This window comes from Micromonospora sp. RHAY321, from assembly GCF_023896955.1.
Classification (GTDB): domain Bacteria; phylum Actinomycetota; class Actinomycetes; order Mycobacteriales; family Micromonosporaceae; genus Micromonospora.
The window spans coordinates 1-25,306 of record NZ_JAMHIW010000010.1 but is presented as its reverse complement, the minus strand read 5'-3'; the positions used below and the strand labels follow the sequence as shown (position 1 = coordinate 25,306).

The window sequence follows — 25,306 nt, the reverse complement described above, 5'->3', positions numbered from 1 at the left end:
TGCGCCGCTGAGCGCCGGACCGCTGCCGGTTCGGGTGTCGAGGGTCAGTAGATGGGCGAGGGTCACGACAGCGAGTTAGAGCCGCTGGGTGGCCCTGCCGCGTACCCGCCGCGCTTCAGCCGGCCCCGGCACAGGTGCCGCACCTGGCCGGCAAGTTGCCAGCGCCCGCCCCGTTGATCATCGGCCGCTGACCGGGCCGTATGCGACAAGGACGCGCCAACCGGCGTGCCGTCCCGTGCTCGCCTGCGGCTGAGGCTAGAGCAATGACACATGCACGTGGTCGGTGTGGTTTGACGGTCCGCTGTAGGACTTCCAGCCGGTTGCCGGGAACCAGATCTGCCGGTTCCAGATCACGTAGTACACGCCGAGCCGGTCGGCGTTGCGGATCAGGAACGCGGCGAGGTTGTTCCCGTACATCCGGGTGTCCTTACTGCGCCAAGGGCTGAAGCCGCTGTTCTGCAGCGACCAGTCGCAGGCGAGGCCCTTGGGGTGCTCCCACGGACCGCCCGGCCGGTAGCAGCCGACGAACCGGTTGAAGCCGGCCCGCTTAACCTCCTTGTACATGTGCAGCGTGCGTGGTGTGACGCAGCCGGCGGTGGTGGGGTCCTTCTCGCTGCACCTCTCGGACTTCCAGTCGCCGTCGGAGGTGCGGCCAGGGGCGATCCGGGCAACCGGCGAGGTGGCCGACACCAGGCCACCGGTGAAGCCCTGCCCGCCCACGAGCGCGAGCGCCTTCTCCGCCTCGCGCTTGTCCCGGGCCATGTCATTGGTGAGCTTCTGCTGCTCACGCACCTCGGCGTCGAGCCCCAGCTTCGCCTGCTCGGCGCGGGTCTTGACGACGTTAACCTCGGCGAGCTGCTTCGCATTGACCATGTTCAGCTCGTCCAGCGCGACAGCACGCTGGACGAACGAATCAGGGGCGTTGCTGTCCAGCAGAATGGCGGCCGCACCGAGCCGGCCAGTTCGGTAGGACTGCATGGCGATATGACTCACCTGCGGCCTCAAGGCGTCCAGCTCCGCCTGGGCGCGGTCGACTTGCAGCGCGAGCTCAAGCTGGCGCTTCCTGGACTTCTCCAGCTTCGCCTTGGCCCGGGTGTAGGCGCGGTTCGCTCCCTCGATGACATCGGTGAGCAGCCGCGGCTCACCGTCATCCTCGTGACCCGATGGCGTCGGCGTCGAAGGTGCAGCCGTCGCCGGGACAGGGCCGGTGACGATGGCGAGAACGGTCAGGGTGGCCACCACCGGTGTCATCCAGCGGCGCAGTCGTGCCGTCACAGGTTTCCTTCCGACTGGTCAGCGTTCTCATGATCAGGTGCGTCACGGATGATGGCCGGTATCACCATTCAATATTCCGGCGTCCTCGAGGGTCGAGGCCGCTCGGCGTCGGGTCGCTGCCTGGACCGGCTCGCCCATCGGTGGGATCACCCCCGCTGAGCGCCTCGAGCGCGACGTTCCGCCTCGACGGCCACGCGTTTCCGTGCCGTTTTTTCGGGATACGAGATTGTGGAATGTTTCCACTATCGGCGGCGTCGACTGCGGGGTTGCGCCCAGCCGTGGTGACCAGCGCCGCCAGTGCGGTGGTCAGCGGTACGGCGGCGATCAGTCCGAGTGTGGCGACCGCGCTGCGGACGATCTCCTGGGCCAGGAACTCGCTGGTGAGGATCTGGCTCACCGACCGGGAGTCGGCGGTGAGCAGGAGCAGTAGCGGCAGCGAGGCGCCCGCATACGCCAGCACGATGGTGTTGACGGTGGAGGCGATGTGGGCCCGGCCGACCCGGGTCGCCGCACGATAGAGCTGCAGCCGGGACAGCGCCGGGTTGGCGTGCGCAAGCTCGGTGACCGTGGCCGCCTGGGTGACCGTGACGTCGTCGAGCACCCCGAGGGAGCCGATGATGATCCCGGCCAGTAGCAGGCCGTGCAGGTCGACGTCGGCCTGGAACATCGACAGGCTGGTGGCCTCCTCACTGCCATACCCGGTCAGGTGGGCGGCGGCGGTGGCCAGGGTGCCAAGCAGGCCGGTCAGCACCAGGCTGCCCAGCGTGCCGAGCACCGCCACCGACGTCTGCGCGGTGACGCCGTGGGTCAGGTACAGCACCACGAACATGATCAGGGCCGAGCCGGTGACTGCGATCAGCAACGGCGAGCCGCCAGCGGAGATGCCGGGCACGACGAAGGCGAGCAGGATCGCGAAGGTCGCCCCCAGCCCGGCTAGCGCCGCTAGCCCCCGCAGCCGTCCGAACGCCACGATCGCGGCCGCAAAGAGCGCCACCAGCCAGATCAGCGGCTTGCCGCGCTGGTGCTCGGCGATGTTGTAGGTGCTCACCGTCGGGTCGGCCGGGTCCGTCAGTTGAACAATGACGATCGCATCCCCGACCGCAACTTCGGGAGCGCCCGGGCCAGACGGCACGGGCATCTCCACCTGATTTCCGGTGTCCGGCCCCTGCTCGACCTGGACGGTGACCGTTCCGCACGGCCCGTCCTGCGCGGTCGGGCCGCCCTCCGGGACCTCTGACACTGGCGGGCAGGGTTCCGTCACGACCTTCGTGACCGCGCCGTGGTAACGGGGAACCTGGTCACTTTGCTCCCCGTCGGGGGTATCGCGCGGCCAGAGCACCAGGGTGGCGATCACGGTGATGACGAAGAGGGGGACCACCGTCGCGACGAGGATCCGTCGCACCCGCGGGGTGGACGGGGCGGCACGGCTGTGGTCAGCACCCACTGTGAGTCTCCCAACGGTCGAGGCGGCCGGTGTCGTCGGCGACTGGCCTGATTCCTGGTTGGAGTGCCTACCTCGACGCGCTGGGCATCACCTGTAGCGGCACTCCAGGCGCCATCACGCACGGCGACCGAGAAGTGCGCTACTCCTGCGCCGTCAAGCAAGAGCGCCAGGGTGTGTCGGTGTGGGCCGCTTGCCGACGATGGCCCCGTGGCACCAACCCGCTGCGACACGTCATCCTCGGATGCACTCCATCCCCCGTCCATCGCACCGCCTACTATCAGTAGATAGTAGGCGGCAGGAGGGTCGATCCGCGGCGGGGGTGGCACCCATCGTTGCCGACGGAGATGGCATCACCGGGCGAGCATCGTCCTCTGTTTCTAACCGTGCTTCCGGCTGTCCTCGCGCTACGCCTGCTACTGGCAGCTCGGCGGCCGGCGGAACTCTCTGCCGCACCTGACCTTCGGGTGGATATGCGCACATCGACACTCCCGGACGGGCATGCTCCTAATGATCAGGAGGAGGCGACATGTATGCGGGAGCCGCCGCGATGGCACTGGTGGCGATTGTCTTCGTCGCCGGGTTGTACGGCCTGCACCGCCTGCTCGCCCTCGCGCCCGATCCCCTCGCGGTGCTGCCGTTCCAGTCCGGATGGAGGCCCGAGGAACACGCGTTGTCCCGGTACCACGTCCGGTGGTACCTCTCGACCCTGTTGTTTCTCGCATTCGACGTGGAAATGCTCTTCATGTACCCCTGGGCGGTCGTCGTTGCCGAGATGGGCGCCACGGCAATCGTCGAAATGTTCCTCTTCCTCGGTGCGGTTTTCGTCGCGGTGGTGTGGGCCTGGAGGGAGGGGGCTCTGCGGTGGGTCTGAGCAACGCCTTGGCCAGGTACGCGGTTAACCACGCCCACGTTCTCCTCGTGGAGGCGCCGGGACACTGGCTGACGCGCGCCGCAGCCGAGCAGCAACTCCTTGCCCGGGGCTGGCTGTTCGCCTCGTCGCCCGCGGACGCGGACGTGCTGGCACTCTGCGGCACCCCGGGCCCAGAGATAGCAGCGATCGCCGCAAGGCTGTGGGAGCAGTTGCCCGGGCCACGCGCCCGGGTCCAGATCGATGCACCGCACCTCGCGGCGGCGGCGTTTGAAAGTGCCGCCACCAAGCTCCTCGATGTGACCCTGCAGCGCGACGACAGCCAGGGCCGATCGGCCACGCCCAATGGCGAACGGCACCGTGACAACGAGTCGGAGGGGCACGACGGCGGCCACGACCACGGCGGCCACGGCACTCATGTCGGCAAGGGCGAGATGGACGGCGGTCACGCTGAACACAGCGCAATGGACCATGGTGGGTCCAGCGGTCATGGCGAAAGTGGCGATCACGGTGGCATGGGCCACGGCATGGACATGGGCCACGCCGACATGGGTCACGGCGCCACGAGTCACGGCGGCATGGATATGGCGCCGGCCGGGATCCCGATGACCCACGGAGGCGAGGACCGCGACGGCCTAGAGCTGGACGTCCTGCACCTTCGTCTGGGTCCGGTGCTGCCGTACTGGCCGACGGGTCTTGTCCTACGCTGCTCGTTGCAGGGCGACCTCATCGTCCACGCAGAGGTCACCCTGGTCGACGCCCAACACGCGCGCCACCACGCTGGCGTGAGGTGCGCTCACCATCGTGCGGCGCGCCGCTGCGACAACGCCGCAGGACTGCTCGCCCTCAGTGGCTGGGAGGACGCGGCCGGCCGTGCCCGGCGTCTGCGTGACTGGCTGTTGAGCGACGGGGACCGGGGGACGACGGCCCGGGACCTCGACCGGCTGCATCGCCGCATCAAGCGTTCATGGCTGCTGCGGTGGTCGCTGCGAGGAGTCGGTTACCTTTCTGCGGCTGACGTCGCGCGTCTGGATTTGCCCGGCCATCTGCGCGGAGACACCCACGACCGCCTCCTTTCGATGATCCAGCGAGCGGCCGATGACATCGCCGGCTCCGCCGACGCGAGCAGCGACGCCAGCGAGCACGTGCCGATCGTCAAGATCGGTGACGTGGTGCAGGGGCTAGACATCGCCACTGCGCGGTTGGTCGTCGCCAGCCTTGACCTCGACCCGCAGCCGGCGGCGAGCGCGGTGGCGCATGCCTGACTCGACCGTCACGACGGTCTCCGCCGGGTGGGCGCTCGCTGCGGCAGCGATCTTGGGTCTCCTCGTGGCCTTCGCCGCGGTCCTTGACGGGCTTTTCTCGGCGCGGACAGCGGGCGCCGGGCCGTCGGGGATGACCCGACCGCTGGGAGAGACGGCCCGGCTCGTACGGCAGCGACGCAGAACGACTGTCGCGGCCGACACGTTGCTGTGGCGGATCGGCAGTTCCGGCCTGCTGTTCATGGCGTTGATGATCGTCACGGTCGTGCCCCTGGGGCAGTGGACGCTGTTCGACCTCGACGTGGGGGTGGTGTGGTTCAACGCGATGGACGTCCTGGCCTGGGCGTTCGTGTGGCTGACCGGGTGGGGCGCCAACTCCACGCACTCGCTGATCGGGGGCTACCGCTTCCTGGCGCACGGACTGGCCTATGAACTCCCGCTGATGTTCGCGCTCGTGGCGCCAGCGGTCGCCGCATCGAGTCTCAACGTGGGGACGGTTGCGGCAGCGCAGGCGGACCTGTGGTTCGTGGTGTGGATGCCCGTCGCGTTTCTGGTCTTCTGCACTGGTGTCGTCGCGATCGCGGTCTGGGGACCGTTCACGCCAGCGCTGGGCTCCGACATCGCCGGCGGCGTCACCACGGAGTTGTCCGGCGTCGACCGGCTGGTGTTCCAGGGCGGACGCTACGCCTTACTGGCCGCGGGAGCCGCCTTCGCCGTGCCGATGTTCCTGGGAGGCGGCAACGGTCCGCTGCTACCCGGCTGGGCCTGGGTGCTGGTAAAGACGAGCGCCCTGCTCGCCGTCCTTGTATGGCTGCGCCGCCGGCTGCCCGCTGTCCGGCCGGACCTGTTCATGGAGGTCGGGTGGGTGGTGCTCCTACCCGCCGTGCTTGTCCAGGACCTCCTCGTCGCCGTCGTCGCAGTGTGGAGAACCTGATGATCACCGCCATCTCGTTCTGGGTGCTCGCCGTCGTCGCCGTGCTCAGCGGGGCCGCCGTTTTCTGGGTCAACTCGATGGCCCGGGCCAGCTACTCGCTCGCGCTGTCGTTCATCGCGGTCGGGGTGCAGGTGCTGCTGCTGCAGCAGAACTACATCGGCGTGGTGACGATCCTGATGATGGTGATGGAGATGGCCGTGATGGCCGTCTACATGGTGATGTTCATGGGCATGAACCCGGCGCTGATGCCGATGAGCATGGTCCACGACAAGCGACAGGCCTTGGCGGTCGCCGTCGGTGTGTTTGTCGCCCTGACCGCCGGGGTGCTGCTCGTTCCGTGGCCGGCCCGCCGCGGCGCCCCTGCCGAGGACGTGACGGCCGCGCTCGGTGAGGAGCTGATGGGCCCGAAGATGCTGGCGATGATCACTGTCGGCGTGGTCATGGCGGTCACCATCGTGGCTGGCGTGGTGCTGGCAGCGCACCGCACCCGCTACGACCGCTTCGGTGACGACCTGCGCCGCCGTCCCGCCCACGACCCACAACCGGGTGGGGTCGGCCGATGACCCTGCAGACCGTGCTGCTGGTGGCGGCGGCCCTGTTCAGCGTGGGCCTGTACGGCGCGCTGTCCCAGCAGGTCGTGGTGATGGTGATGATGGGTCTCGAGCTGATGCTCAACGGCCTCATCCTGGCCGCCGCCGGCTTCTGGTGGTTTCTCGCCCCGGATCCATCCGGCCAGGTGCTGCTGTTGGTGATCATCGCGGCGATGACCGTGGAGATGGCGATGGGCTTCGCGGTGGCCACCCTGCTGCACCGGGTACGCCGGGTCGATATGACCGACATGGCCGCGGACCTGTCCGGATGAGGGACCTCGCGCAGGTGTGCCTGTGGCTGCTGGTGGTCCTGCCGGCAGGCGTCGGTGCGCTGCTCGCCGCCGCCCGACGGGCGAACCGAATCGCCATTCCCATCTCCTTGGCGACCGCCACCACGATGGTGGGCCTGTCCGCGGTGGTGGCAGCCGCCCGCCCGGCGGTGTCGGTGCCCTTCCTGGCCGGCACCGACCTCGCGCTGGCCGTGGACGGGCTCGCTGCCCTGATCCTGCCCACGCTCACCGTGGTGACCCTGCTGGTGCTGCTCGCCTCGACCGGGGAAATCCACGAGTCGACCGCCCGGTTCCACGGGCTGATGCTGATCTTCGCCGGGGCGGTCGCGTTCACCGCGGCGGCGGCGACACTGCCGGCGCTGCTGCTGGCGTGGGAGATCATGGGTGCCGCGTCGTACGCGTTGATCGGATTCCGGTGGCGCGACGAGGACCGGATGTCAGCCGGCCTCACCGCATTCCTCACTACCCGCGCCGCCGACCTGGGCCTCTACGCCGCCGCCGGGGCAGCGCTCGCCGGCGGCGCGGGCCTGGCCCTGGCAAACCTGTCGCAGAGCAGCCCGGGATGGCGCCACGTGATCGCCGCCGGCATCCTGGTCGCCGCATTGGGCAAGGCCGCGCAGCTGCCGTTCTCGTTCTGGCTCTCCCGGGCGATGGCCGGCCCGAGCGCAGTGAGCGCCCTGCTGCACTCGGCAGCCATGGTGGCGATGGGAGGCTACCTGCTGCTGCGGGTCCAGCCCCTGCTCGCCGCCACCGGGTGGGCGGGCCCGGTGACCACCGGGTTCGGTGCCGCGACCGCGCTGCTGCTCGCAGCGGTGGCGGTGGCGCAGCGCGACCTCAAGCAGCTTCTGGCCGCCTCCACCGCCGCCCAACTCGGTTTCGTGGTGATGGCCGCTGGCGCCGGAACGGTCGCCGGCGGCGCCGCGCACCTCGTCGCGCACGCCGCGACCAAGGCGCTGCTGTTCCTGGCCGCCGGGGTGTGGCTGACCGCGTTGGGCACCAAGCGGCTCGCCGGCCTGCGCGGGGTCGTCGGGCGGTGGCGGCTGGTCGGCTGGTCGGCCACGGTCGGTGCGCTCGCTCTCGCGGGGATCGCACCGCTGTCGCTGTGGGCGACCAAGGACGCCGTCCTCACCGCCGTCGGCGAGCAGTCACCCTGGCTGTACGCCACCGGCCTCGCCGCGTCGGCGCTATCCGCGGCCTATGCCGCGAAGATCCTCGTCGTCATCTGGCCGCGGGTACCCGCCGACCGCCGGGCCGAGGTGGAAGCCCACTTCGACGAGGAAGAGCGGGGCAACCGGCGCGTGACGCTGCTGCAGCGAGTACCTCTGGTGCTGCTGGCGGTGGGAGCCGCGTACGCCGGTCTGCTGGCGCTCCCGCCGCTGGCCAGCACCGTCGCCCGAGCCGTCGGCCAGACCGGCGGCTCTCACGCCTCCGCCCGGGAGCTGGTCGTGTCAGCGGCTGTCACCCTCGCCGTCCTGCTGGTGATCCTCGCCCGCCGACGGTTGCCCGAGCCACGCTGGGCGCTGCGCTGGATGGGGCTGCAGGCGGCCGCGTCAGCGCTCGTGACGCGCCCCACGCTGCGCTGCGCCAACGCCCTGGCCCGATTCGACGACCGGGTCCTGGACCGTGCAATCACCGGCGCAGCTCGGGCCGCGGTGTCGCTGAGCCGTCGCGCCGCCCGCTTCGACGACCGGGTTGTTGACCATGCCGTGACATCAACCTCCGAACTGTCGATGCGGGTCGCGGCGCGCGCGGCCCGGGCCGATGACCGGTGGCTCGACGAGGCCGTGGAACACCTGGCCACCAGGGTGCGTCGGCTGGGCCGGCTGGCCCGCCGGCCGCAGACCGGCCAACTGCACCAGTACTACCTGCAAGCCGTCGTGGTCCTCCTCGTCGGCGTCGTCCTCCTCGTGACGTTGGGGTGAGCCTTGCTCAGCGTGATCATTTTCCTTCCCCTCGTCGCCGGTCTGATCCTGGCCGTCCTCCCGCGGCTGAGCGACCGGATCGCCCGCTGGGCGTGGGTGGCGGTCACCGCCGTCGATCTCGCGCTGATCGTCGGGCTCTGGCTGCGCTACGACACCCCGGCACCCGGCGGCCTGGCGTTCGAGGAGCAGGCGGCATGGATCCCCGGCGTCAACAGCAGCTACCACCTGGGCGTCGACGGCCTGTCCCTACCGCTGGTCGCGATGACCGCGGTGATCTTTCTGGCCTGCGCGGTGTACGCGCTGCGCAACCGTCACCGCCCGCGCGGGCAAGCCGCCCTGTTCCTCTTCCTGCAGAGCGTCAGCCTCGGTCTGTTCATCGCCGCCGACCTGATCCTCTTCTTCGTCTTCTTCGACCTGTCCATCGTCGGCATGTACTTCGTGATCGCCGGATGGGGCCACGGCGACCCGGGGCGCTCGGCGATGAAGTTCTTCCTCTACACGTTCCTCGGCTCGCTGGCGCTACTCGTCGGGTTCATCGGCCTGTACGTCGCCGCCGATCCGCACACCTTCGACATGCCGGCGCTGGCCGCGGCCACGCCGTTGGCCGGGCGGCCCCTCGCCGGGGGGCTGGTGCTCGCCGCGATCCTGATCGGCCTGGCGGTGAAGACTCCCACGGTTCCCTTCCACACCTGGCTGCCGCCGGCACACACCGATGCCCCCGCCGTCGGCTCGGCGGTGCTGGCCGGGGTGCTGCTGAAGATGGGCACCTACGGCTTCGTGCGCATCGCCATGCCGATGCTGCCTCAGTCGTGGCGCGCCTGGGCCTGGGTGATCATCCTCGTTGGCGTGGTGTCGGTGCTCTACGGGGCGCTCGTCGCCCTGGCCCAGACCAACATCAAACGCATGATCGCGTACACGTCGGTCAACCACATGGGCTACATCGTCCTCGCCGTCGGCGTCGCGGGCCTGGTGGCCACCGACACTGCGCAGGCCCGGACCATCGCGGTGACCGGCGCGGTCACTCAGATGGTCAGCCACGGCCTGATCACCGCCGCGCTGTTCCTGCTCACCGGCGTCCTACGAGACCGCGCCGCCAGCTACGACATGCGGGAGTACGGCGGACTCGCCGCCACAGCACCGAGCTTCGCGGCGCTGTTCGCCGTTGGCGCCTTCGCCTCCCTGGGCTTGCCGGCGTTCACCGGCTTCATCGCCGAGTTCCAGATCTTCACCGGCAGCGTCGCCGCCGCCCCAGCCACCGCCGTGGCGATCCTCGGCATCCTGATCACCGCCGCGCTGTTCCTGCGCGCGCTGCAACGCGTCTTCACCGGCGACACCCAGGGCCATTCGGTCGGCTTCACCGACCTGCACCCCGCCGAGGTGTGGTCGGTCGGCCCGCTGCTGCTGCTCTCCCTGCTGCTCGGCGTTCTGCCGCGTCCGCTGCTCGACGTCATCGAACCCGCCGCCGCCAGCGTCGTCGACCTCGTCGGGAGGTAGCCGGTGGAGACGGAGATGATGCGGCCGCTGTTGCTGCTGCCCGAGATGCTGCTCGTCGTCGGAGCGCTCACCGCTCTGCTCGGTGGCTCGTTCGTCCCCCGACACCAGCAGTGGATGATTCGGGTCCTCACCGCCGGCGTCCTCCTCGCGGTCATCGTCACCGCCGCAATCGGGATGGCCGGGCCTGCACGGACCGCCTTCGACGACAGTTACACCGTCGACACCGCCACCGGCGTGGCCCGGATCCTCGCCTCGGCCGCGACGCTGCTGGTGCTCATGCTGGCCGCCGACGAGATCGCCGGAACGGCACGGGAGAGCGAGACCTGCGCACTACTGCTCTTCGGCGCCGCGGGAACCGTGCTGCTCGCCGGTGCTGACGATCTGCTCGTCCTCGCCGCGGGTTTCCTCCTCGCCACCATCCCGCTCTACGGGCTCATCGGTCTCGTGTTCACCGCCCGGGGCGCCGAGGCAGCGATGAAGACATATCTCATGGGGGCACTGTTCGGCATCCTGCTCCTAACCGGCGTGACGATCATGTCCGGACTCACCGGTAGTACCGGCTACGCCGAACTCACCAACGCTCTGGTTGACGTGCCACCGGCGGCGGTGACCGGGGCGGCCGTCGCGCTCGTGGCCGGGCTGATGTTCAAAGCCGGCGGGGTGCCCGGCCACTTTTGGGTGCCCGACGCGGCGCAGGGTGGTAACGCCACAGCGGCGACGTTCCTGACGACGGTGCCCAAGATCGGGGCGATGGTCGCGGTGTACCGCCTGGTCGGCATCCTGCCCGACGCGGTGCCCTGGCCGGCGTTGATCGCGACCGTCGCGGTGGCGAGTATGACCCTGGGCAACCTGGCGGCGTACTGGCAGGCCGACCCGCGGCGGCTACTCGGCTGGTCGACGGTCAGTCAGGTCGGGTTCGTGCTCGTGCCCGTGGTGGTGGCTGGCAACAGCGACCTGGCGCTGCCGTCGCTGCTGGTCTACCTCACCGCTTACACGGCGACGAACATCGCCGCCTTCGCCGTCACCGCCGCCCTGCCCGAACGTCGGGACCTCGGCGATTACCAAGGCATGGCGATGCAGCGCCCATGGCTCGCCGCCGCCCTGGTCGTGGCGCTCCTTGGACTGGTTGGCACCCCACCCACCGGCGTGTTCGTCGGCAAGCTCACCACCGCCACCGCCGCCTGGGACGGCGGCCACGGCTGGCTCGCCGTCGTCGTCTTCATCAACACCCTGCTCAGCCTGTTCTACTACCTGCGCTGGATTGTCCCCACCTACCGTCAGCCTCCACGAGACGTGTCCGCGCAAGGAGAGACCCGCTCTCGACGGCAGTGGGCCCCGCTCACCGCGGTCACGGCTGCCGCCCTCAGCCTTGCCGCCGGTCTGGCCGGGGGAGTGGTGTGGACCGTGGTCAGCGGCCCATAGGGGCATGCCGGCGGGGAGCCGTCCCCGGACGAGAATCGCCACGACCGCGGCCATGGGTTGGCGCCGGGCGGAAAGATCGGGATCAGGCGGCTTCTCATTGGCCCCGCCACGAGCACGAGGCTGCGCTCGGCGTCAATCGTGGGCAGGACGGGCCGTCACCGTCGGTACGCCAGATTCGCCATCATGCCCGCCTGCCCGTGGTACACGTTGTGGCAGTGGGTCATCCACTGACCGGGGTTCGTGGCGTCGAAGTCCACAGCGACCGTCCGGTGCGGGGTGACGATGACGGTGTCCTTGCGGGCTCCGCCGCCGGTTACGGCGAAGGTGTGCCCGTGCAGGTGCATGGGGTGGAACATCGTGGTGCGGTTGACGAATTCGAGCCGCACCCGCTCGCCTCGCTCGACCAGGAGCGGGTCAGCGTGGTTAAAGGTCACGCCGTTGATCGTCCACCGGTAGGGCGTCATCGATCCGCCCAGCACCAGCCGGTGCACCCGGTCCGGTCGCTGCCGAGTCAGCGCCACGCTGTCGGCGGCGCGCAGCGTGTGAGTGAGGAGCACACGCCGGTCCAGTTCGACCGGCCGGTCCATAGCCGAGGGCGGGTCCCCGGCGCACGTGCGCACCAGGGCAAGCCCTCGCCCACGCTTCCCCTCGGCGGCGGCGACCAGCGGGAACACCCCGTCAGCGAGTTCCACTGTGACATCGACCCGCTCGCCCATCCCGAGCACGAGCGCGTCGGTCGTCGTCGGGATGACCGGGTAACCGTCGGTGTGCGTCACGGTCATCCGATGCCCACCCAGCGCCACCCGGAACGCCGTGTCGGAGCCGGCGTTGACCACCCGGATCCGCACCCGCTGTCCCGGCCTGGCACGGAAGGTGACCGGTGCGGCGGGGACCCGCCCGTTGATCAGGTAGTGGGGGTATGCAACATCGCCGGCGCCGCCCAGCAGCGGCGAGGTCATCGTCTCCATCCCAGCCATGTCCCCGTGCCCGCTCATGTCTCCGGGGCCCATGCCGTCCATGGCGCCGTCGCCCAGGCCGGGCGTGTCGCCCCCGCCGCCATGATCCATTTCCGGCATGTCGCCGTGGCCGGACATCGCCATTAGCGCGGTAAGCACGTCCTCCGGGGTGCGGCCGGTGCCGTCGACCCAGTCGTCGAGCACGACGATCCACTCGTGGTCATAGCCGCCGGTGTCGTGCGGGTCGTCAACGACGAGAACCCCGTACAGCGCCCGGTCGAGCTGCAGCCCGGAGTGCGGGTGGTAGAAGTAGGTGCCCGGGTCGGGGGCGATGAACTCGTAGCGGTGCTGACCTCTGCGGGGGATCGGCGCCTGGGTGAGACCGGGGACGCCATCCATGTCGTTGCGCAGCGCGATGCCGTGCCAGTGAACGCTGGTGTCGGCGGGCAGTTCGTTGAGCACATCGACCCGGATAAGGTCACCGGCGCGAGCCCTGATCAGCGGACCAGGCAGGTCTTCCGCGTAGCCCCAGGTCCGCACCCGCGGTCCGCCCAGGTCGACAGTGACCGGCCGTGGATGCAGCGTTGCGGTCACCGTGCCCGCGCCCGGCCGGCGACGGCCCACCTCGACACGAGGTACCAGGTCATCGCGCGCGGTCACGAGCGGAGGGCCGACAGCGCCGTCGGCCCAGGCAGCGGTGTCGGTGCTTGCAGCCACCCCCACCGCGCCCGCCAATCCGATGAGTAACCGGCGGCGGCTGATCGCGGGTGTCATGACAGCTCCTCGGCTCGGAACGGCGGCCGGGCGATCGTCGGCCTGGGCGGTGGTGTCAAGTGCGAGTCTCGCCGTGGCGGCGCGGACATGGGGGAACTTCACGATGTGTGCCCTGTTTGGGTGCCCTTTGGCGTCTCGGTGCCCGACGTCGCTGTCAGAAGCGGGGCCTGCTGCGCTAGTGCCTTGATCGGCCGACGGCCGGCGAAATGGCAGAGATGCCTAAGTGTGGGCCTGCTGTGCCCGCTCGGCCGAGCACTTCCTTCGCTGCATCCTGGATTCGTCGATACGCCAGGAGCCTGCCGGTAGGGGCTGCAGCCCCGATACGGGTCCTGGGTATGGGTACGTTTCCGCGTCCCACCGCTCTGCGCGGAGTTGTATTGCCGCAGGTAGTGGCTCTTCGCCGCACGGCTGGTTGCAGGATACCCCTAGGGGGTATATGGTGTCGGTTGGAGGTGGACGGCATGAGACACGAACACACGACCCACGCCGAACCGGCGGCTATCCCCGCTGAGGCGCGACACGACGGACATCAGGTGCATGTGGGCGAGCAACCCACGAGCGGATCGCACGGCGGGCATGCCGGCAGTGCCCGACCCACGGACAGCCACAAGGGCGGGCACCACGACCATGCGGGGCACGGACCCTCTGGGGGGCACGCGGGTCATGACAAGCACGCGGGGCACGACCCGGAGCAGTTTCGGCGCAAGTTCTGGCTGAGCCTCGCGCTGACGGTTCCGATCGTGGCCACCAGCCACATGGTGATGGACTGGTTCGGCTACACGCTCGACTTCCCCGGCATGAGCTGGGTTGGCCCGGTTCTGGGGTCGGTCGTCTTCTTCTACGGAGGCTGGCCCTTCCTGGTCGGCGGCGTCCGCGAGGTCCGTGAGCGGGCTCCCGGAATGATGCTGCTGATCTCGATGGCGATCACGGTGGCCTACATCGCGTCGCTGGCCACCAGCCTCGGCGCGTTCGATTTGGACTTCTGGTGGGAGCTGGCCGCGCTGGTCGCCATCATGCTGCTGGGCCACTGGCAGGAGATGAAGGCGATCGGCCAGGCACAGGGCGCCCTCGCCGCGCTGGCAGCGCTGCTGCCCGACGACGCCGAGCGCATCGATGACGACCGCACCGTGCATCGGGTACCGGTGTCCGAGCTGAGGGTCGCCGACGTGGTACTGGTTCGCTCTGGTGCCCGGGTGCCGGCCGACGGCCGGATCGTCGATGGGGCCGCGGAATTGGACGAGTCGATGATCACGGGGGAGTCCCGGCCGGTTCCACGGGGCGTCGGGGACCGGGTCGTGGCCGGTACGGTGGCGACCGACTCCGCGCTACGGGTCCGGGTCGATGCGGTAGGGGAAGACACTGCACTGGCCGGAATCGGTCGCCTCGTGGCGCAGGCGCAGGCCTCCAGCGGCCGGGCGCAGGTGCTGGCTGACCGGTTCGCCGCGATGCTGTTCTACGTCGCCACCGCCGCCGCGCTGGTCACCTTCGCTTCGTGGTGGGCGCTGGGTGATCTCGACGAGTCCGTGGTGCGGACGGTGACGGTCCTGGTCATCGCCTGCCCCCACGCCCTCGGGCTGGCCATCCCGCTCGTGATCGCCCTGTCCACCGCGGTGTCGGCGAAGGCCGGCATCCTGATCAAGGACCGCCTCGCCTTGGAGCGGATGCGCACCGTCGACGCGGTGCTGTTCGATAAGACCGGCACCCTGACAAAGGGCGCGCACACCGTCACCGCGACCGCCGCAGCCAGCGGCGTCAACGAGAACGACGTGTTGCGCATCGCCGGCGCGGTCGAGGCAGACAGCGAACACCCCCTCGCCAAAGCTCTGGTCAAGGTCGCGCAGGACCGCGGGCTGCGGGCGAGCGCCCGCGACTTCCGATCCCTGACCGGTAGAGGAGTTCAAGCTGTCGTCGACGACGCCACTTGGGCGGTGGGCGGCCCAGCTCTACTGCGGGAGCTTGGCGCCGCGGTTCCTGACGAGCTGGCCAGCGCAGCGCAAGGTTGGTCGGCACGCGGCGCGGCGGTGCTGCACCTGGTCCGCCTGCCGCAGGCCGGTCAGGCGACCGCGGTCGGCGCGTTCGCCCTCGAGGACGAGGTCCGTCCCGAGGCTCGCGAGGCCATCGCCGAGCTACGCGAACAGGGCGTCAAGAAAATCGTCATGATCACCGGAGATGCACGCTCGGTCGCCGAGGCGGTCGCCGCCGACCTGGGCTTCCGGCCCGGGGTGGACGAGGTGTTCGCCGAGGTGCTGCCCGCCGACAAGGACCAGGCGGTCGCTGACCTGCAGGCCCGAGGTCTGACCGTGGCGATGGTCGGCGACGGCGTCAACGACGCTCCCGCCCTGGCCCGCGCCGACGTGGGCCTGGCCATCGGTGCCGGCACGGACGTCGCGATCGAGTCCGCCGGGGTGATCCTGGCATCCTCGGACCCACGTGGTGTCACCGGCGTGATCCGGTTGTCCCGGGCGTCGTACCGCAAGATGACCCAGAACCTGGCCTGGGCCGCCGGGTACAACGTCGTGGCCATTCCCCTCGCGGCTGGCGCGCTGGCCTGGGCCGGGGTCACACTCAGCCCGGCGGTGGGAGCGGTGCTGATGTCCGTCTCCACCATCGTGGTGGCGCTGAACGCGCAGCTGCTGCGCCGGGTCAAGCTCAGCCCCGGGCAGCACTGACTCAGGCAGAAACGGCGGCCCGATCGGAGCTATCCGACCGGGCCGCCGGCACAACGGCGACTGCAAGCCGTCTGGGCCCGGCTCAGGGCAGCATCGACTGCCACGTCACGCCCGCGTCGGGGCTGCGCAGCACCCGGCCGTCCCGGGTGGCCAGGAAGGTCACGTTCCCGTGCACGGTTAGAGCAGCCGGGGCGCCTGGTGCCCGGCCAGGGGTGGACGACCAGGTCGCCGCTGCGTCGACGGAGCGCACCAGCGTCCCGTCCGCCGTGATCGCCACCAGCTCCCGCGGGGACCAGTGCAGCAACACCGCAGGCGGACCGCCGCCCGGCGTCCAGGTGCGGCCGCCGTCGGTCGAGCGACGCAGGCCCTGGTCGGTGCTGGCCAGCAGGGTTCCCGGGCGGTGCGGGTCGACGGCCAGGTCGTAGGCCTCGAGCGTGGAGCGCGACTCCCAGGTCATCCGGTCACTGCTGGCCATCAGGGCGCCGCTGCTCGAATCGAGGCCGTACACCACGCCGCCGGAGAAGCGCAGCAGGTGGAAGTCGGCCTGCCCGGCCAGGGACAGACCCTGCCAGGATCGGCCGGCGTCATTGCTGTGGATCAGCCCCAGGTGCGCCGGCCCGTCCTCGTCCGGGGCTGGGTGACCGGAGGCGAGGAACTCGTTAGGGCCGGTCACCGTGAAGCCCATGGTGTCCTGCCGGCCGTCCCCGACCCGGTCCGCCGCCATGCCGGAAAGGCGGAATACTCCGTGGTGGGTGGCCACATACAGCTGCCCATCGGCGGGGTTCACGCCAAGTCCGTGTACATGGCTGAGCCGGCCGTCGTTCGCAGTCGAGGCGGTCGACGGGGCGGAGTCGTCACGCCAACCGACCGCGGTGGCCGCGGCCGTGACGAGCAGGAGGACGCCGACCGCGACTCCAATCCACGCCATCCGATTCTGCCCCTTGAGGGCCACAGCCGCTCCCTTACCTCGATCCGATGATCCGCGGCGGCAACGCAAGCCGATCCCGCAGCTGCGCCCCGATCGTAAGCCATCTACTATTGCCCGATAGTAGTAGCGTCGGGAGCGTCACGCTGCAGGCGTGGCAGCGACGCTCGGGTGGGCGCCTGTCGGATGGCGCGGCGAGGAGGCTACCGGTGCGTCAGGTCACGGCAGAACCTGACCAGACAATGCGGCGCGCAGCCTCAGTGGCGGTGGTTGCGGTACTGGCCGCGGCGGCGGGATTCGTGCTGCGCTTCGATCCCACCGACCGGCTCGCCGACCCGACCGGTCCGTGCCTGTGGCACTCCCTCACCGGCATCAACGGCCCCGGCTGCGGCGGCACCCGCATGGTCTATTACCTCCTGCACGGCGATCTCACTCAGGCCGCCCGCCACCACCTGGCCGCGCTGGTAGCAGTGCCATTCGTGGCCTACCTCGGCGTCCGGTTCGTCGCCTCGGCCTGGCTCGGACGCGAACTGCCCGCGCTACGCCTGCCAACCTGGGTCTACGGGGCCTACATCGCCGGCTTCCTGCTCTACACCACCGTGCTGCGCAACCTGCCGTGGGCACCGTTCTCCTGGTTCAACGTCCCTAACCTCACGCCGTAAGACCCGCCCGTCGAAACCCCCATGACCAAACAAGTCGCCGTCACGCACCCGCTTTCCTTCGGCACGACTGGTCGCCCCTTATGCCACCTACTATCCTGGATTCGTATGAAGAGGACCATCCGCCAGCGCCCCGGCAGGCTCATCAGCCTGCCGCGGGTGCTGCTGCTCGTCCTCCTGGCCCTCGGTGTCGCCGGAATGCACACCTTCGGCCACGGCGGCGGCGGGCACACGTCGAGCGGCCACGACACCACCGCGGTAGTCATGCCGCACGACAGGCTCGCCAGCCCTGTTCAGGACGACTCCGGCCACCGGGCTCTGATCGCCCAGATCCGCGAGCCGCGCTCTAGCGGCAGCCCCGATCTGGGCCTCTTTACGGTCTGCCTGGCTGTGGTCGGCGCATTCGGACTGGCCATCGCCCTGGCACTACTGCGGGTGCGATCCCACCGCGAACGCTGTGAGGCGCGCACGCATCTCACAGTTCACCGCGGCGGGCGCAGCCCGCCCGCACTCTTGCTCGGCCTGCGCGTCGCCGCGGTGTCGGTGCTGCGGATATAGGAACACCGCCGGTCAACCGACCGCCGATTCCTTATTCGCATACCAACAACCTGAAAGGCATTCCTTCACCATGATGCGCACGAGCGTGATGCGTCGCGCCCTGCTGACCGGCGTCACCCTGTCCGCTCTCCTGGCGAGCACCGCGGCATGCGGCGACGACATGAGCGGCATGGACCACGGCAGCGGCAACAGCCCAACGGTCACGGCTTCCGCGTCGGCACAGGCCGCCACCACCGCCAACGACGCCGACGTCATGTTCGCCCAGATGATGATCCCGCACCACCGTCAGGCCGTCGAGATGGCCGATCTGGCGCCGACCCGCGCCAACGATCCTGAGGTGAAGGACCTCGCGGCGAAGATCAAGGCCGCGCAGGACCCGGAGATCGTGACGATGACGGGCTGGCTGACCGCGTGGGGCAAGCCCACCGCCGCGCCCGAGGGGCACGACATGCACGGCACGAGCTCGTCCGGCACGTCCGCGATGGCGGGCATGGCCAACGACGGGCAGATGAACGAGCTCAAGGCCGCCAAGGGCAGCGAGTTCGACAAGATGTTCGCCCAGATGATGATCGCCCACCACAACGGCGCCATCGAGATGGCCAAGACCGAGCAGGCCAACGGCAGCAATCCGGAGGCCAAGGCCCTCGCCGCGCAGATCGAAGCGGACCAGGCCGCAGAGGTGCAGACCCTGCAGAAGATTCTCGACCGCCTGTAGCCACGAAAGGACGGCGGCCGGACCCCACATCGGGTCCGGCCGCCGCCGTATGGACCACCACACCTGGCGCCGGTGACGGCCCCGCCGTATCGGCCAGACTGCGACGACTGTCCAGTCCCGTACTGCCCCCTGCACGTCGCCGCAGCCTTCCCCCGCCACGAACGCGGAATGCGGGCGGACCGCCGCCGGTTGCGTCGATGTACGCCGGAGCAGCACGCCCCGGCGTTCGCCGTATCCGGCCCTTGCAGGCCAGATGGCGCGTCCCCGTGATGCCAGCCCGACATCGGTCTGGTCACCCCGAGGAAAGGTGACAGCGATGAACACGCTCAGGCAATGGACCGTGGCTCGTACCGCAGTCGCTCGCAAGAGCGCGCGCGTAGTGGCCGGAGTGGCACTCGTCGCCGCCGGCGTCGCCGCACCGGCGACCAGTGCGCTCGCCGCGCCGACGCAGGTGCCTGCCGTGCAGATGGCAGAAAAGCAGTCGGACAAGCGCGTCGACTACCGCTTCCAGGAGCAGCCGAACATCTACTTCTGCGGCCCGGCGTCGACCCGCATCGCGCTCAGCGCCCAGGGCAACATCCAGAGTCAGGACGAACTGGCGGCCAAGCTAGGCACCACCGTCGCCGGGACGGCCTCGGCGTTCGACATCACCCGTGTCCTCAATCAGGAACTTGGCAAGGACGTCTACAAGACCGGCGAGATCCCCAACGACATAGCCACCGCAGACGAGGTGCAGCGCCTCAAGGCTGACCTGAGCACCGCGATCGACAACGACCGCGTTGCCGTGGTCAACGTCATCGGATCCGGCACCGACGTCGACGGGCTGTCGCGCGACTTTCCTGTCGGGCACTACGTGACCGTCGTGGCCTACGACGGCGACCAGGTGAAGATCGCCGACCCGTGGCAGCCGGTGGGCGACGGCACCTACTGGATGTCGGTCGGCGAACTGGCCGAGTGGGCTGCTTCGCGCGGCTACTCCGCCTGACATCGGCAATAGAGCGCACCACGCGGCGGTCCCTGAAGCACAAAAATCAGGGACCGCCGCGTTCGCCCTGACGCCGCGCTACCCGCAGACTGCGTCACGGCGACGCAGGCCCAGCGTAGGCTGGCGGAAATGTGGGAGGCGGTGTGTCGGTGAACGGTCTGGGTGAGCTGGAGGCCGCTGTCATGGATGTGCTGTGGCAGGCGGACGAGCCCCTGCGCGTACGTGAGGTGCTGGATCGACTGACTCGACGCACCTTGGCCTACACGACCGTCATGACGGTGCTGGACAACCTGCACCGCAAGCAGTGGGTGCAGCGCGACAAGACCGGCAAGGCCTATCACTACCGGCCCGCCGGCACCCGGGAGGAACTCGTCGCCCGGACCCTGCGGCGCATGCTGGAGACCAGCCTCCAACCGGATGTGGTGCTGCTGCACTTCGCCCGCTCGGCCTCCGATCGGGAACTGGCGGTGCTGCGGCAGGTACTTGACGAACGGACCGACTCCCAGTGAGCCCCGCCCTCGCCCTCATCGTCGGGGCGCTCGCCGTGGCCTGGCTTGCACCAGCGCTGCTGGAACGAGCCATCGGCCCGGTCCGTGATCCGATCGCGGTGCTGCTCGCCTGGTGGGGCACCCTGGGCGCCGTGCTGCTGACCTTCGCCGCCGGCGTCACCTTGCTGCTCGCACCGGTCGACCGTCTGGGGGAGTGGGCGGAGCATGTGGCACACCACTGTTGGTTCGCGGTCAGCCATGGCCAGCTGCCCGCCCAGGACGAAGTTCTCGGCGTGGCCGGCGCGGTGGCGGTCTGCGCGCTGGCCACACGATCAGTGGTCCTGGCGTTTCGGCAGTGGCGTGCCCAGCGCGAGTCCCGTCAAGCGCACCACGACCTGGTGACGCTCCTCGGCGAAACCGTTACACCAGAACAGGAACCGGTGCTGCGGGTTCCGCACCCCGCACCGTTGGCCTACAGCGTCGGCGGCCGCCGAGGAATGCTCGTTGTCAGTGCGGGCGTCCTACGCCTACCGTCGGCGCAACGCGCTGCCGTGCTGTGTCACGAGCGGGCGCACCTACGCGGCCGGCACCATCTGATCGTCGCCATCGCGGAGGTCCTCGCTGCGGCCGCACCGTGGGTACCACTGACCCGCCGCGCACCTCGCGCCATGCGGCTCCTAGTCGAGCTGTGCGCCGACGCGGCTGCCGTGCGCACGTGCGGCGTGCCTGCGGTCCGCGGAGCCCTGATCGCCCTCAGCGGTGCCGCTCACCCCGCGCACGCCCTGCCCATGGCCGGAGCCGACGTGCCGACGCGGCTGCACCGCCTGCAGACAGCCACACCGCACCAGCGGATCGCGGCTCGTGTCGTTCTTCCGCTGGTCGCGGCAATCGCGCCGGCACTGATCGGTGCCGTCACTGCTGTCGTCTTCTGCGCCTGACCCCAGTCAGGCGGCCAGCGTCCGCGCGTCCCTGAGCAGCCGGTGTCCATCGCCGACGCCGTCCCTGGCCCACGGCGATCGGTCCCTCAACGGCGGATCGACAGGGCGCCGCAGAGCCACCGACCGCCCAGACGTGCTGTCACACAAGCGTGTCCGGGCCCCGGCGCTGATGACCGACCTAGAGGTGGCCGCACCGCTTCTCTTGGCCATCGCGACGACCGGGATGACCCTCACCTGCGGCACCTGCTAGCCATCTCCCACGAATCCGTAGCCGGTGACGGTCGCCACCCCCGACGGTGGCTGTCACCGTTGGAGCCAGCGATTTCGGCGACGTTCGTCCCCGCCGCACCCTGCTGACCGGTCAAGCGCTCGTCAGTCCGATGCGGACCCACGCTCCCACTGATCAGCGCCACCCGCTCCTAGCCCGACCCTTTCTACTATCGCCGCATCGTAGATACCCGCTATTGTCGTTGCGTTACTGCTTGACGACAGGCACCGGACACATGTCGCCGCTGTAGTTGATGCGGCGCGTGCTCCGGGCGGGGAGCGAGATCGATGAGTAACGGGTCTAAGCGCTCCAGGCGTTACGAGGAGAGCTTGGCAGTCCTACGTCCGGTCGCATGGTCCGCTCTACTGGCCGCCGCGGTGACGGTGACGTTCGCCAGCCCGGTGCACGCCGATCCGCCACTGCCCAACGTCGTGCCCGACACGGGAACGCGACCATCACCCGCTGGATCTGTTCAACTGCCTGGCGGCCAAGCCCCGACAGCGCCGGCCCCCGGCGGTCCAACCGCCTCGCCGCCAGCGAATCCGCTCGCAGGGCAGATCCTCGCACTGGAGACCGAGGTAGCGACCCTCGGCGAGCAACTGCTTCTGCTCCGGCAGGACCAGACACGCGAGAGCCTCTCCCTGCAGGATTCCGAACGGCAGCTACGCGCGGCGCGCGACGGTCTTCAGCAGGCACAGCAGAGCGTCGTGCCCGCTGCCGCCGACGCCCTCAAACGAGCCGCCGCGGTGCCACCCGGCACCGTCGGCGCCGACCTCAATGAACTGGGCGACCTGGCACGCGCCTACCGCGGACAGCAGGACGACGGCGATATCGACGACGCCGCCCGTGAACTACGACAAGCGCAGGCCGTCGAACAGGTGGCCTACACCCGTCACCGCGCGGCAGTCGCTGCAGAAGAGGCAGCCCGCGGCCGATACGCCTCCTTGGAGACGACCTACAAGCAACGTGAAGCGGCGTTGCTCACGCTGAAACGACGCAACGCTGACCAGCTGGCCACGATCGAGCGGCAACGCGAAGCCGCCGAGCAGCGCCTCGGCGCTGACATCACCGTAAGTGGCAGCATCGCCGGGAAGGCGGCGCACCCGCGGGCCCTGGCCGCCGTGCGGTTCGCCCTCGCCCAGCTTGGCAAGCCCTACGAGTGGGCCGCCGAAGGCCCGAATCGATACGACTGCTCCGGACTGATCTGGGCCGCCTACCGCTCGAAGGGCGCCGACTACGACCAGCTGCCCCGGGTATCACGCGACCAGTACAACGCCACTCGCAGCCGCACCGTCGACCGCAACTCGCTGCTCCCCGGTGATTTGGTCTTCTTCGCCTCCGGTACCAGTTGGAGCAGCATTCACCACATGGGCATGTACATCGGCAACGGCAAGATGGTTCAGGCGCCGACCACCGGTGACGTCGTCAAGGTCTCTAGCGTTTGGTGGTCACGGTTCTTCGCCGCCACCAGGGTCATCCAGGAGGTGCCGGCCCCCAACGCGCCCCCCGTCCAGCCCACTCCCAAGCCCACGCAATCCAAGCCACCAACCCCACGACCCACTCCCACTCCCACCCCCACACCCACCCCACGCCCGACCTCGAGCACGACGCCGAGGCCCACTCCCACAAACACCAAGCCCGGTCCAACGGAGACACCCAGCCCCACAACCACCCCCAGCGCCACCACCACCAGCACACCGAGCCCTACGCAGACCAACGGTTCAATCACGGCGACTCCGTCCCCATCGTGATCCATGCTCACGAAGATTCGGCCCGCCGGCAGCGCCTCCTCACCTCTTGCCGCCCGAGGGCATAGCTTGCGGCAGCGTCGGGCGCAGTGACTGAAGGGCTCGGACGGCCCATACCTGGCGGGTGCGTGCACCCGCCAGGCTGCTCATCGCGGGGATGGGGTCAGCCACGTCTGCAACTGCGGGCCGAACTGAGCCATCGGCGTGACGGAAGCCGCCCTCGTCGGATGAGGTGACTGCACAGGTCCTCATCCCTTGGCCCACCCCTCGGGCCACGGCAGCGGTCGCTACGTTGCCGGCCGGGGGACGAGCGCTCAACCAACCGCGATGTGCGGAACCTGCGGTGGTGTCTCGCCCCATCCGCCCCAGTGCCGGTCGGTCCGTCATTAGCCGCCTTCCGGAGTGGACGAATGCGACAGTCCCGGGCGTGTGCACCACGAAAAGGCCCTGTTCGAGAGCTGCAGACGCCGATCACTTGACATCTGATACCCCCCAGGGGTACACATCTACCACTTACCCATACCCCCTAGGGGCATAAGGAGTGGTTGAGATGTCATACGGATCCAAGCGGTGGTGGGCCCTCGGCCTCATCGCGCTCGCCCAGTTCATGGTCATCATGGACACATCGATCATCGGCGTCGCACTACCTCGGATGCAGGCCGATCTCGGCTTCTCGCCGGAGAACCTGTCCTGGGTTTTCAACGCCTACGTCGTCGCCTTCGGCGGGCTTCTGCTGCTCGGTGGCCGGCTGTCCGACCTGTTCGGCGCCCGACGCGTGTTCACCGCCGGCTGGGTGATCCTCCTGGTCGGCTCAGCCGCCGCAGGTCTGGCCGACAGCGTCGCTGTGGAGCTGGCCGCCCGCGCCACCCAGGGCGCTGGCGCCGCCCTCATCGCACCCTCAGCGCTGACCCTGCTGATGATGCTCTTCGGCGCCGAGCCGCGAGAACTCACCAAAGCCCTGGCTCTCTACGGGGCCGCCGCACCCGCCGGTGGCACCGCCGGCGTCTTCCTCGGCGGCGTCATCACCGAGTACGTGAGCTGGCCCTGGGTGTTCTACATCAACATCCCGATCGCCCTGCTCGCCGTCCTCGCCACCCCGGCGCTGATGCCGGCCGGCGGCGCCCGCCGCGGCTCCCTCGACATCGCCGGGGCGCTCACCGTCACCGCCGGTCTCGGCGCCGCCGTCTACGCCATCGTTCGCGCTCCCGAAGTCGGCTGGACCTCTGCCCAGACGTGGACGGTCCTCGCGGGCGCCGTCGTCGCGCTGGCGGCGTTCCTCGCCATCCAGGCGGCCCGTCGTGAGCCGCTGATGCGGCTATCCATCTTCCGCGCCCCGAATCTCGCCGCCGCCAACGTCGCCCAGTTGCTGCTCGGCGCGGCGTGGATTCCGATGTGGTTCTACCTCAACCTGTACCTGCAGCAGGTCCTCGGCTACAGCGCCTTCCCCAGCGGAGCGGCGCTGCTGCCAATGACCATCCTCATCATGGTCGGAATGATCGGCCTGGCTCCGCGCGCCATCAACCGGTTTGGCCCCAAGCCCCTGGTGGTGACCGGCCTCGCGGTCCTCGCCGCCGGCCTCGGATGGCTCGCCCTGATCCGTCCCGACGGCACGTTCCTCGCCGACGTCCTGCCCGCGTCACTTGTCGCGGCGCTGGGCATGTCGCTCGCCTTCATTCCATCCCTGGGCACGGCGATTTCCAGCGCTCGGCCCGAGGAAGGCGGGCTGGCCTCCGGCATCGTCAACACCAGCTACCAGGTCGGCTCGGCCCTCGGGTTGGCCGCCATGACCGCGGTCGCCGCGTCTCACGGGGCCGACCGGCTGGATGATCTGACGGCCTTGACCGACGGCTACTCGGCCGCCTTCATCGGCGCCGGCGTCATCGCCGCCGTCGGAGCTGGCATCGCCGCGATCACCCTACGAACCGCCGCGCCCCGTCCGCAGAACATCGCTGACGCTGAAGCCGCCCGGGTCCACTGACGGCTCGCTGTGGCACCCACCGCGATCGACCCAGCCTTGAAAGAGACAGCTATGTGCAACCTTCGGCCCCGATTCAGATCACCTACGACTACGCGACGAACGCCAGCACCGCCAACGGCGCCGTCGCCGTGAATGACAAGACCA

General features: G+C 69.5%; 21 protein-coding genes. 17 read left to right on the top strand and 4 right to left on the bottom strand.

The features are described 5' to 3' along the window. Positions 1-255 precede the first annotated feature (255 nt). Together M8C17_RS20785 and M8C17_RS20780 are read right to left on the bottom strand one after the other, a co-directional pair. Positions 256-1,275, bottom strand: a complete 1,020-nt coding sequence (locus M8C17_RS20785; RefSeq protein WP_252418189.1) for a hypothetical protein — start codon at positions 1,273-1,275, stop codon at positions 256-258. A gap of 61 nt (positions 1,276-1,336) precedes the next feature. Then, complete coding sequence (locus M8C17_RS20780) at positions 1,337-2,719, bottom strand: YibE/F family protein (RefSeq protein ID WP_252418188.1); 1,383 nt, start codon at positions 2,717-2,719, stop codon at positions 1,337-1,339. 547 nt (positions 2,720-3,266) lie between these two features. On the opposite strand from M8C17_RS20780, the gene M8C17_RS20775 reads away from it, so the two are divergent. From M8C17_RS20775 to M8C17_RS20740, 8 genes are read left to right on the top strand one after another with little or no spacing between them, the layout of a single operon-like run. Then, complete coding sequence (locus M8C17_RS20775) at positions 3,267-3,590, top strand: NADH-quinone oxidoreductase subunit A (protein WP_252418327.1); 324 nt, start codon at positions 3,267-3,269, stop codon at positions 3,588-3,590. Beyond that, on the top strand, positions 3,581-4,852 hold the full coding sequence (locus M8C17_RS20770; RefSeq protein ID WP_252418187.1) for a hypothetical protein: 1,272 nt from the start codon (positions 3,581-3,583) through the stop codon (positions 4,850-4,852). Before M8C17_RS20775 ends, M8C17_RS20770 begins: the two co-directional genes overlap by 10 nt. After that, the gene (locus tag M8C17_RS20765; protein ID WP_252418326.1) at positions 4,845-5,783 is read left to right on the top strand and encodes a complex I subunit 1 family protein; all 939 of its coding nucleotides are present in this window, start codon (positions 4,845-4,847) and stop codon (positions 5,781-5,783) included. Before M8C17_RS20770 ends, M8C17_RS20765 begins: the two co-directional genes overlap by 8 nt. Further along, entirely contained in the window at positions 5,783-6,346 is a 564-nt protein-coding gene (locus tag M8C17_RS20760) for an NADH-quinone oxidoreductase subunit J (protein WP_252418186.1), read from the top strand. Before M8C17_RS20765 ends, M8C17_RS20760 begins: the two co-directional genes overlap by 1 nt. Then, positions 6,343-6,645 carry an NADH-quinone oxidoreductase subunit K gene (locus M8C17_RS20755; RefSeq protein ID WP_252418185.1) on the top strand — a complete coding sequence of 101 codons (303 nt, stop codon included), beginning with the start codon at positions 6,343-6,345 and terminating at the stop codon, positions 6,643-6,645. The genes M8C17_RS20760 and M8C17_RS20755 overlap by 4 nt, the downstream gene beginning before the upstream one ends. After that, the gene (locus M8C17_RS20750; RefSeq protein ID WP_252418184.1) at positions 6,642-8,585 is read left to right on the top strand and encodes a proton-conducting transporter membrane subunit; all 1,944 of its coding nucleotides are present in this window, start codon (positions 6,642-6,644) and stop codon (positions 8,583-8,585) included. Before M8C17_RS20755 ends, M8C17_RS20750 begins: the two co-directional genes overlap by 4 nt. Before the next feature lie 3 nt (positions 8,586-8,588). Continuing rightward, a complete protein-coding gene (locus tag M8C17_RS20745) occupies positions 8,589-10,079 on the top strand; it encodes a NuoM family protein (protein ID WP_252418183.1) in 1,491 nt (496 codons plus the stop codon). Between the two features lie 3 nt (positions 10,080-10,082). After that, positions 10,083-11,501, top strand: coding sequence for an NADH-quinone oxidoreductase subunit N (locus tag M8C17_RS20740; protein ID WP_252418182.1), 1,419 nt, complete (start codon positions 10,083-10,085; stop codon positions 11,499-11,501). 155 nt (positions 11,502-11,656) lie between these two features. On the opposite strand, the gene M8C17_RS20735 is transcribed toward M8C17_RS20740, so the two are convergent. Next, positions 11,657-13,231, bottom strand: a complete 1,575-nt coding sequence (locus M8C17_RS20735; RefSeq protein WP_252418181.1) for a multicopper oxidase family protein — start codon at positions 13,229-13,231, stop codon at positions 11,657-11,659. Between the two features lie 461 nt (positions 13,232-13,692). On the opposite strand from M8C17_RS20735, the gene M8C17_RS20730 reads away from it, so the two are divergent. Next, a complete protein-coding gene (locus M8C17_RS20730; RefSeq protein ID WP_374558750.1) occupies positions 13,693-15,900 on the top strand; it encodes a heavy metal translocating P-type ATPase in 2,208 nt (735 codons plus the stop codon). A gap of 82 nt (positions 15,901-15,982) precedes the next feature. On the opposite strand, the gene M8C17_RS20725 is transcribed toward M8C17_RS20730, so the two are convergent. Beyond that, entirely contained in the window at positions 15,983-16,828 is an 846-nt protein-coding gene (locus tag M8C17_RS20725; RefSeq protein ID WP_252418179.1) for a F510_1955 family glycosylhydrolase, read from the bottom strand. A 206-nt stretch (positions 16,829-17,034) separates the two neighbouring features. On the opposite strand from M8C17_RS20725, the gene M8C17_RS20720 reads away from it, so the two are divergent. The 8 genes from M8C17_RS20720 to M8C17_RS20685 all read left to right on the top strand — a co-directional run bounded on the left by M8C17_RS20720 (position 17,035) and on the right by M8C17_RS20685 (position 25,162). Next, the gene (locus M8C17_RS20720; RefSeq protein WP_252418178.1) at positions 17,035-17,487 is read left to right on the top strand and encodes a DUF2752 domain-containing protein; all 453 of its coding nucleotides are present in this window, start codon (positions 17,035-17,037) and stop codon (positions 17,485-17,487) included. Between the two features lie 105 nt (positions 17,488-17,592). After that, the gene (locus M8C17_RS20715) at positions 17,593-18,042 is read left to right on the top strand and encodes a DUF6153 family protein (protein WP_252418177.1); all 450 of its coding nucleotides are present in this window, start codon (positions 17,593-17,595) and stop codon (positions 18,040-18,042) included. A gap of 73 nt (positions 18,043-18,115) precedes the next feature. Beyond that, positions 18,116-18,757, top strand: a complete 642-nt coding sequence (locus tag M8C17_RS20710) for a DUF305 domain-containing protein (protein WP_252418325.1) — start codon at positions 18,116-18,118, stop codon at positions 18,755-18,757. 316 nt (positions 18,758-19,073) lie between these two features. Next, positions 19,074-19,742 (top strand): C39 family peptidase, encoded by a 669-nt coding sequence (locus M8C17_RS20705; protein WP_252418176.1) that lies wholly within the window; start codon positions 19,074-19,076, stop codon positions 19,740-19,742. A 182-nt stretch (positions 19,743-19,924) separates the two neighbouring features. Further along, positions 19,925-20,251: a BlaI/MecI/CopY family transcriptional regulator gene (locus tag M8C17_RS20700; RefSeq protein WP_374558803.1), complete on the top strand. Its 327-nt coding sequence runs from the start codon at positions 19,925-19,927 to the stop codon at positions 20,249-20,251. Next, the gene (locus M8C17_RS20695) at positions 20,248-21,168 is read left to right on the top strand and encodes a M56 family metallopeptidase (protein WP_252418175.1); all 921 of its coding nucleotides are present in this window, start codon (positions 20,248-20,250) and stop codon (positions 21,166-21,168) included. Before M8C17_RS20700 ends, M8C17_RS20695 begins: the two co-directional genes overlap by 4 nt. Before the next feature lie 645 nt (positions 21,169-21,813). Next, on the top strand, positions 21,814-23,187 hold the full coding sequence (locus tag M8C17_RS20690) for a C40 family peptidase (protein WP_252418174.1): 1,374 nt from the start codon (positions 21,814-21,816) through the stop codon (positions 23,185-23,187). Positions 23,188-23,734: 547 nt separating this feature from the next. Continuing rightward, the gene (locus M8C17_RS20685; RefSeq protein ID WP_252418173.1) at positions 23,735-25,162 is read left to right on the top strand and encodes an MFS transporter; all 1,428 of its coding nucleotides are present in this window, start codon (positions 23,735-23,737) and stop codon (positions 25,160-25,162) included. Positions 25,163-25,306: the final 144 nt, after the last annotated feature.

Coding starts and splice junctions, on each gene's coding strand:
- M8C17_RS20775 (WP_252418327.1), top strand. CDS start 3,267: ATGGCACTGGTGGCGATTGTCTTCGTCGCCGGGTTGTACGGCCTGCAC.
- M8C17_RS20765 (WP_252418326.1), top strand. CDS start 4,845: ATGCCTGACTCGACCGTCACGACGGTCTCCGCCGGGTGGGCGCTCGCT.
- M8C17_RS20760 (WP_252418186.1), top strand. CDS start 5,783: ATGATCACCGCCATCTCGTTCTGGGTGCTCGCCGTCGTCGCCGTGCTC.
- M8C17_RS20755 (WP_252418185.1), top strand. CDS start 6,343: ATGACCCTGCAGACCGTGCTGCTGGTGGCGGCGGCCCTGTTCAGCGTG.
- M8C17_RS20750 (WP_252418184.1), top strand. CDS start 6,642: ATGAGGGACCTCGCGCAGGTGTGCCTGTGGCTGCTGGTGGTCCTGCCG.
- M8C17_RS20735 (WP_252418181.1), bottom strand. CDS start 13,231: ATGACACCCGCGATCAGCCGCCGCCGGTTACTCATCGGATTGGCGGGC.
- M8C17_RS20730 (WP_374558750.1), top strand. CDS start 13,693: ATGAGACACGAACACACGACCCACGCCGAACCGGCGGCTATCCCCGCT.
- M8C17_RS20725 (WP_252418179.1), bottom strand. CDS start 16,828: ATGGCGTGGATTGGAGTCGCGGTCGGCGTCCTCCTGCTCGTCACGGCC.
- M8C17_RS20715 (WP_252418177.1), top strand. CDS start 17,593: ATGAAGAGGACCATCCGCCAGCGCCCCGGCAGGCTCATCAGCCTGCCG.
- M8C17_RS20710 (WP_252418325.1), top strand. CDS start 18,116: ATGCGCACGAGCGTGATGCGTCGCGCCCTGCTGACCGGCGTCACCCTG.
- M8C17_RS20705 (WP_252418176.1), top strand. CDS start 19,074: ATGAACACGCTCAGGCAATGGACCGTGGCTCGTACCGCAGTCGCTCGC.
- M8C17_RS20700 (WP_374558803.1), top strand. CDS start 19,925: ATGGATGTGCTGTGGCAGGCGGACGAGCCCCTGCGCGTACGTGAGGTG.
- M8C17_RS20685 (WP_252418173.1), top strand. CDS start 23,735: ATGTCATACGGATCCAAGCGGTGGTGGGCCCTCGGCCTCATCGCGCTC.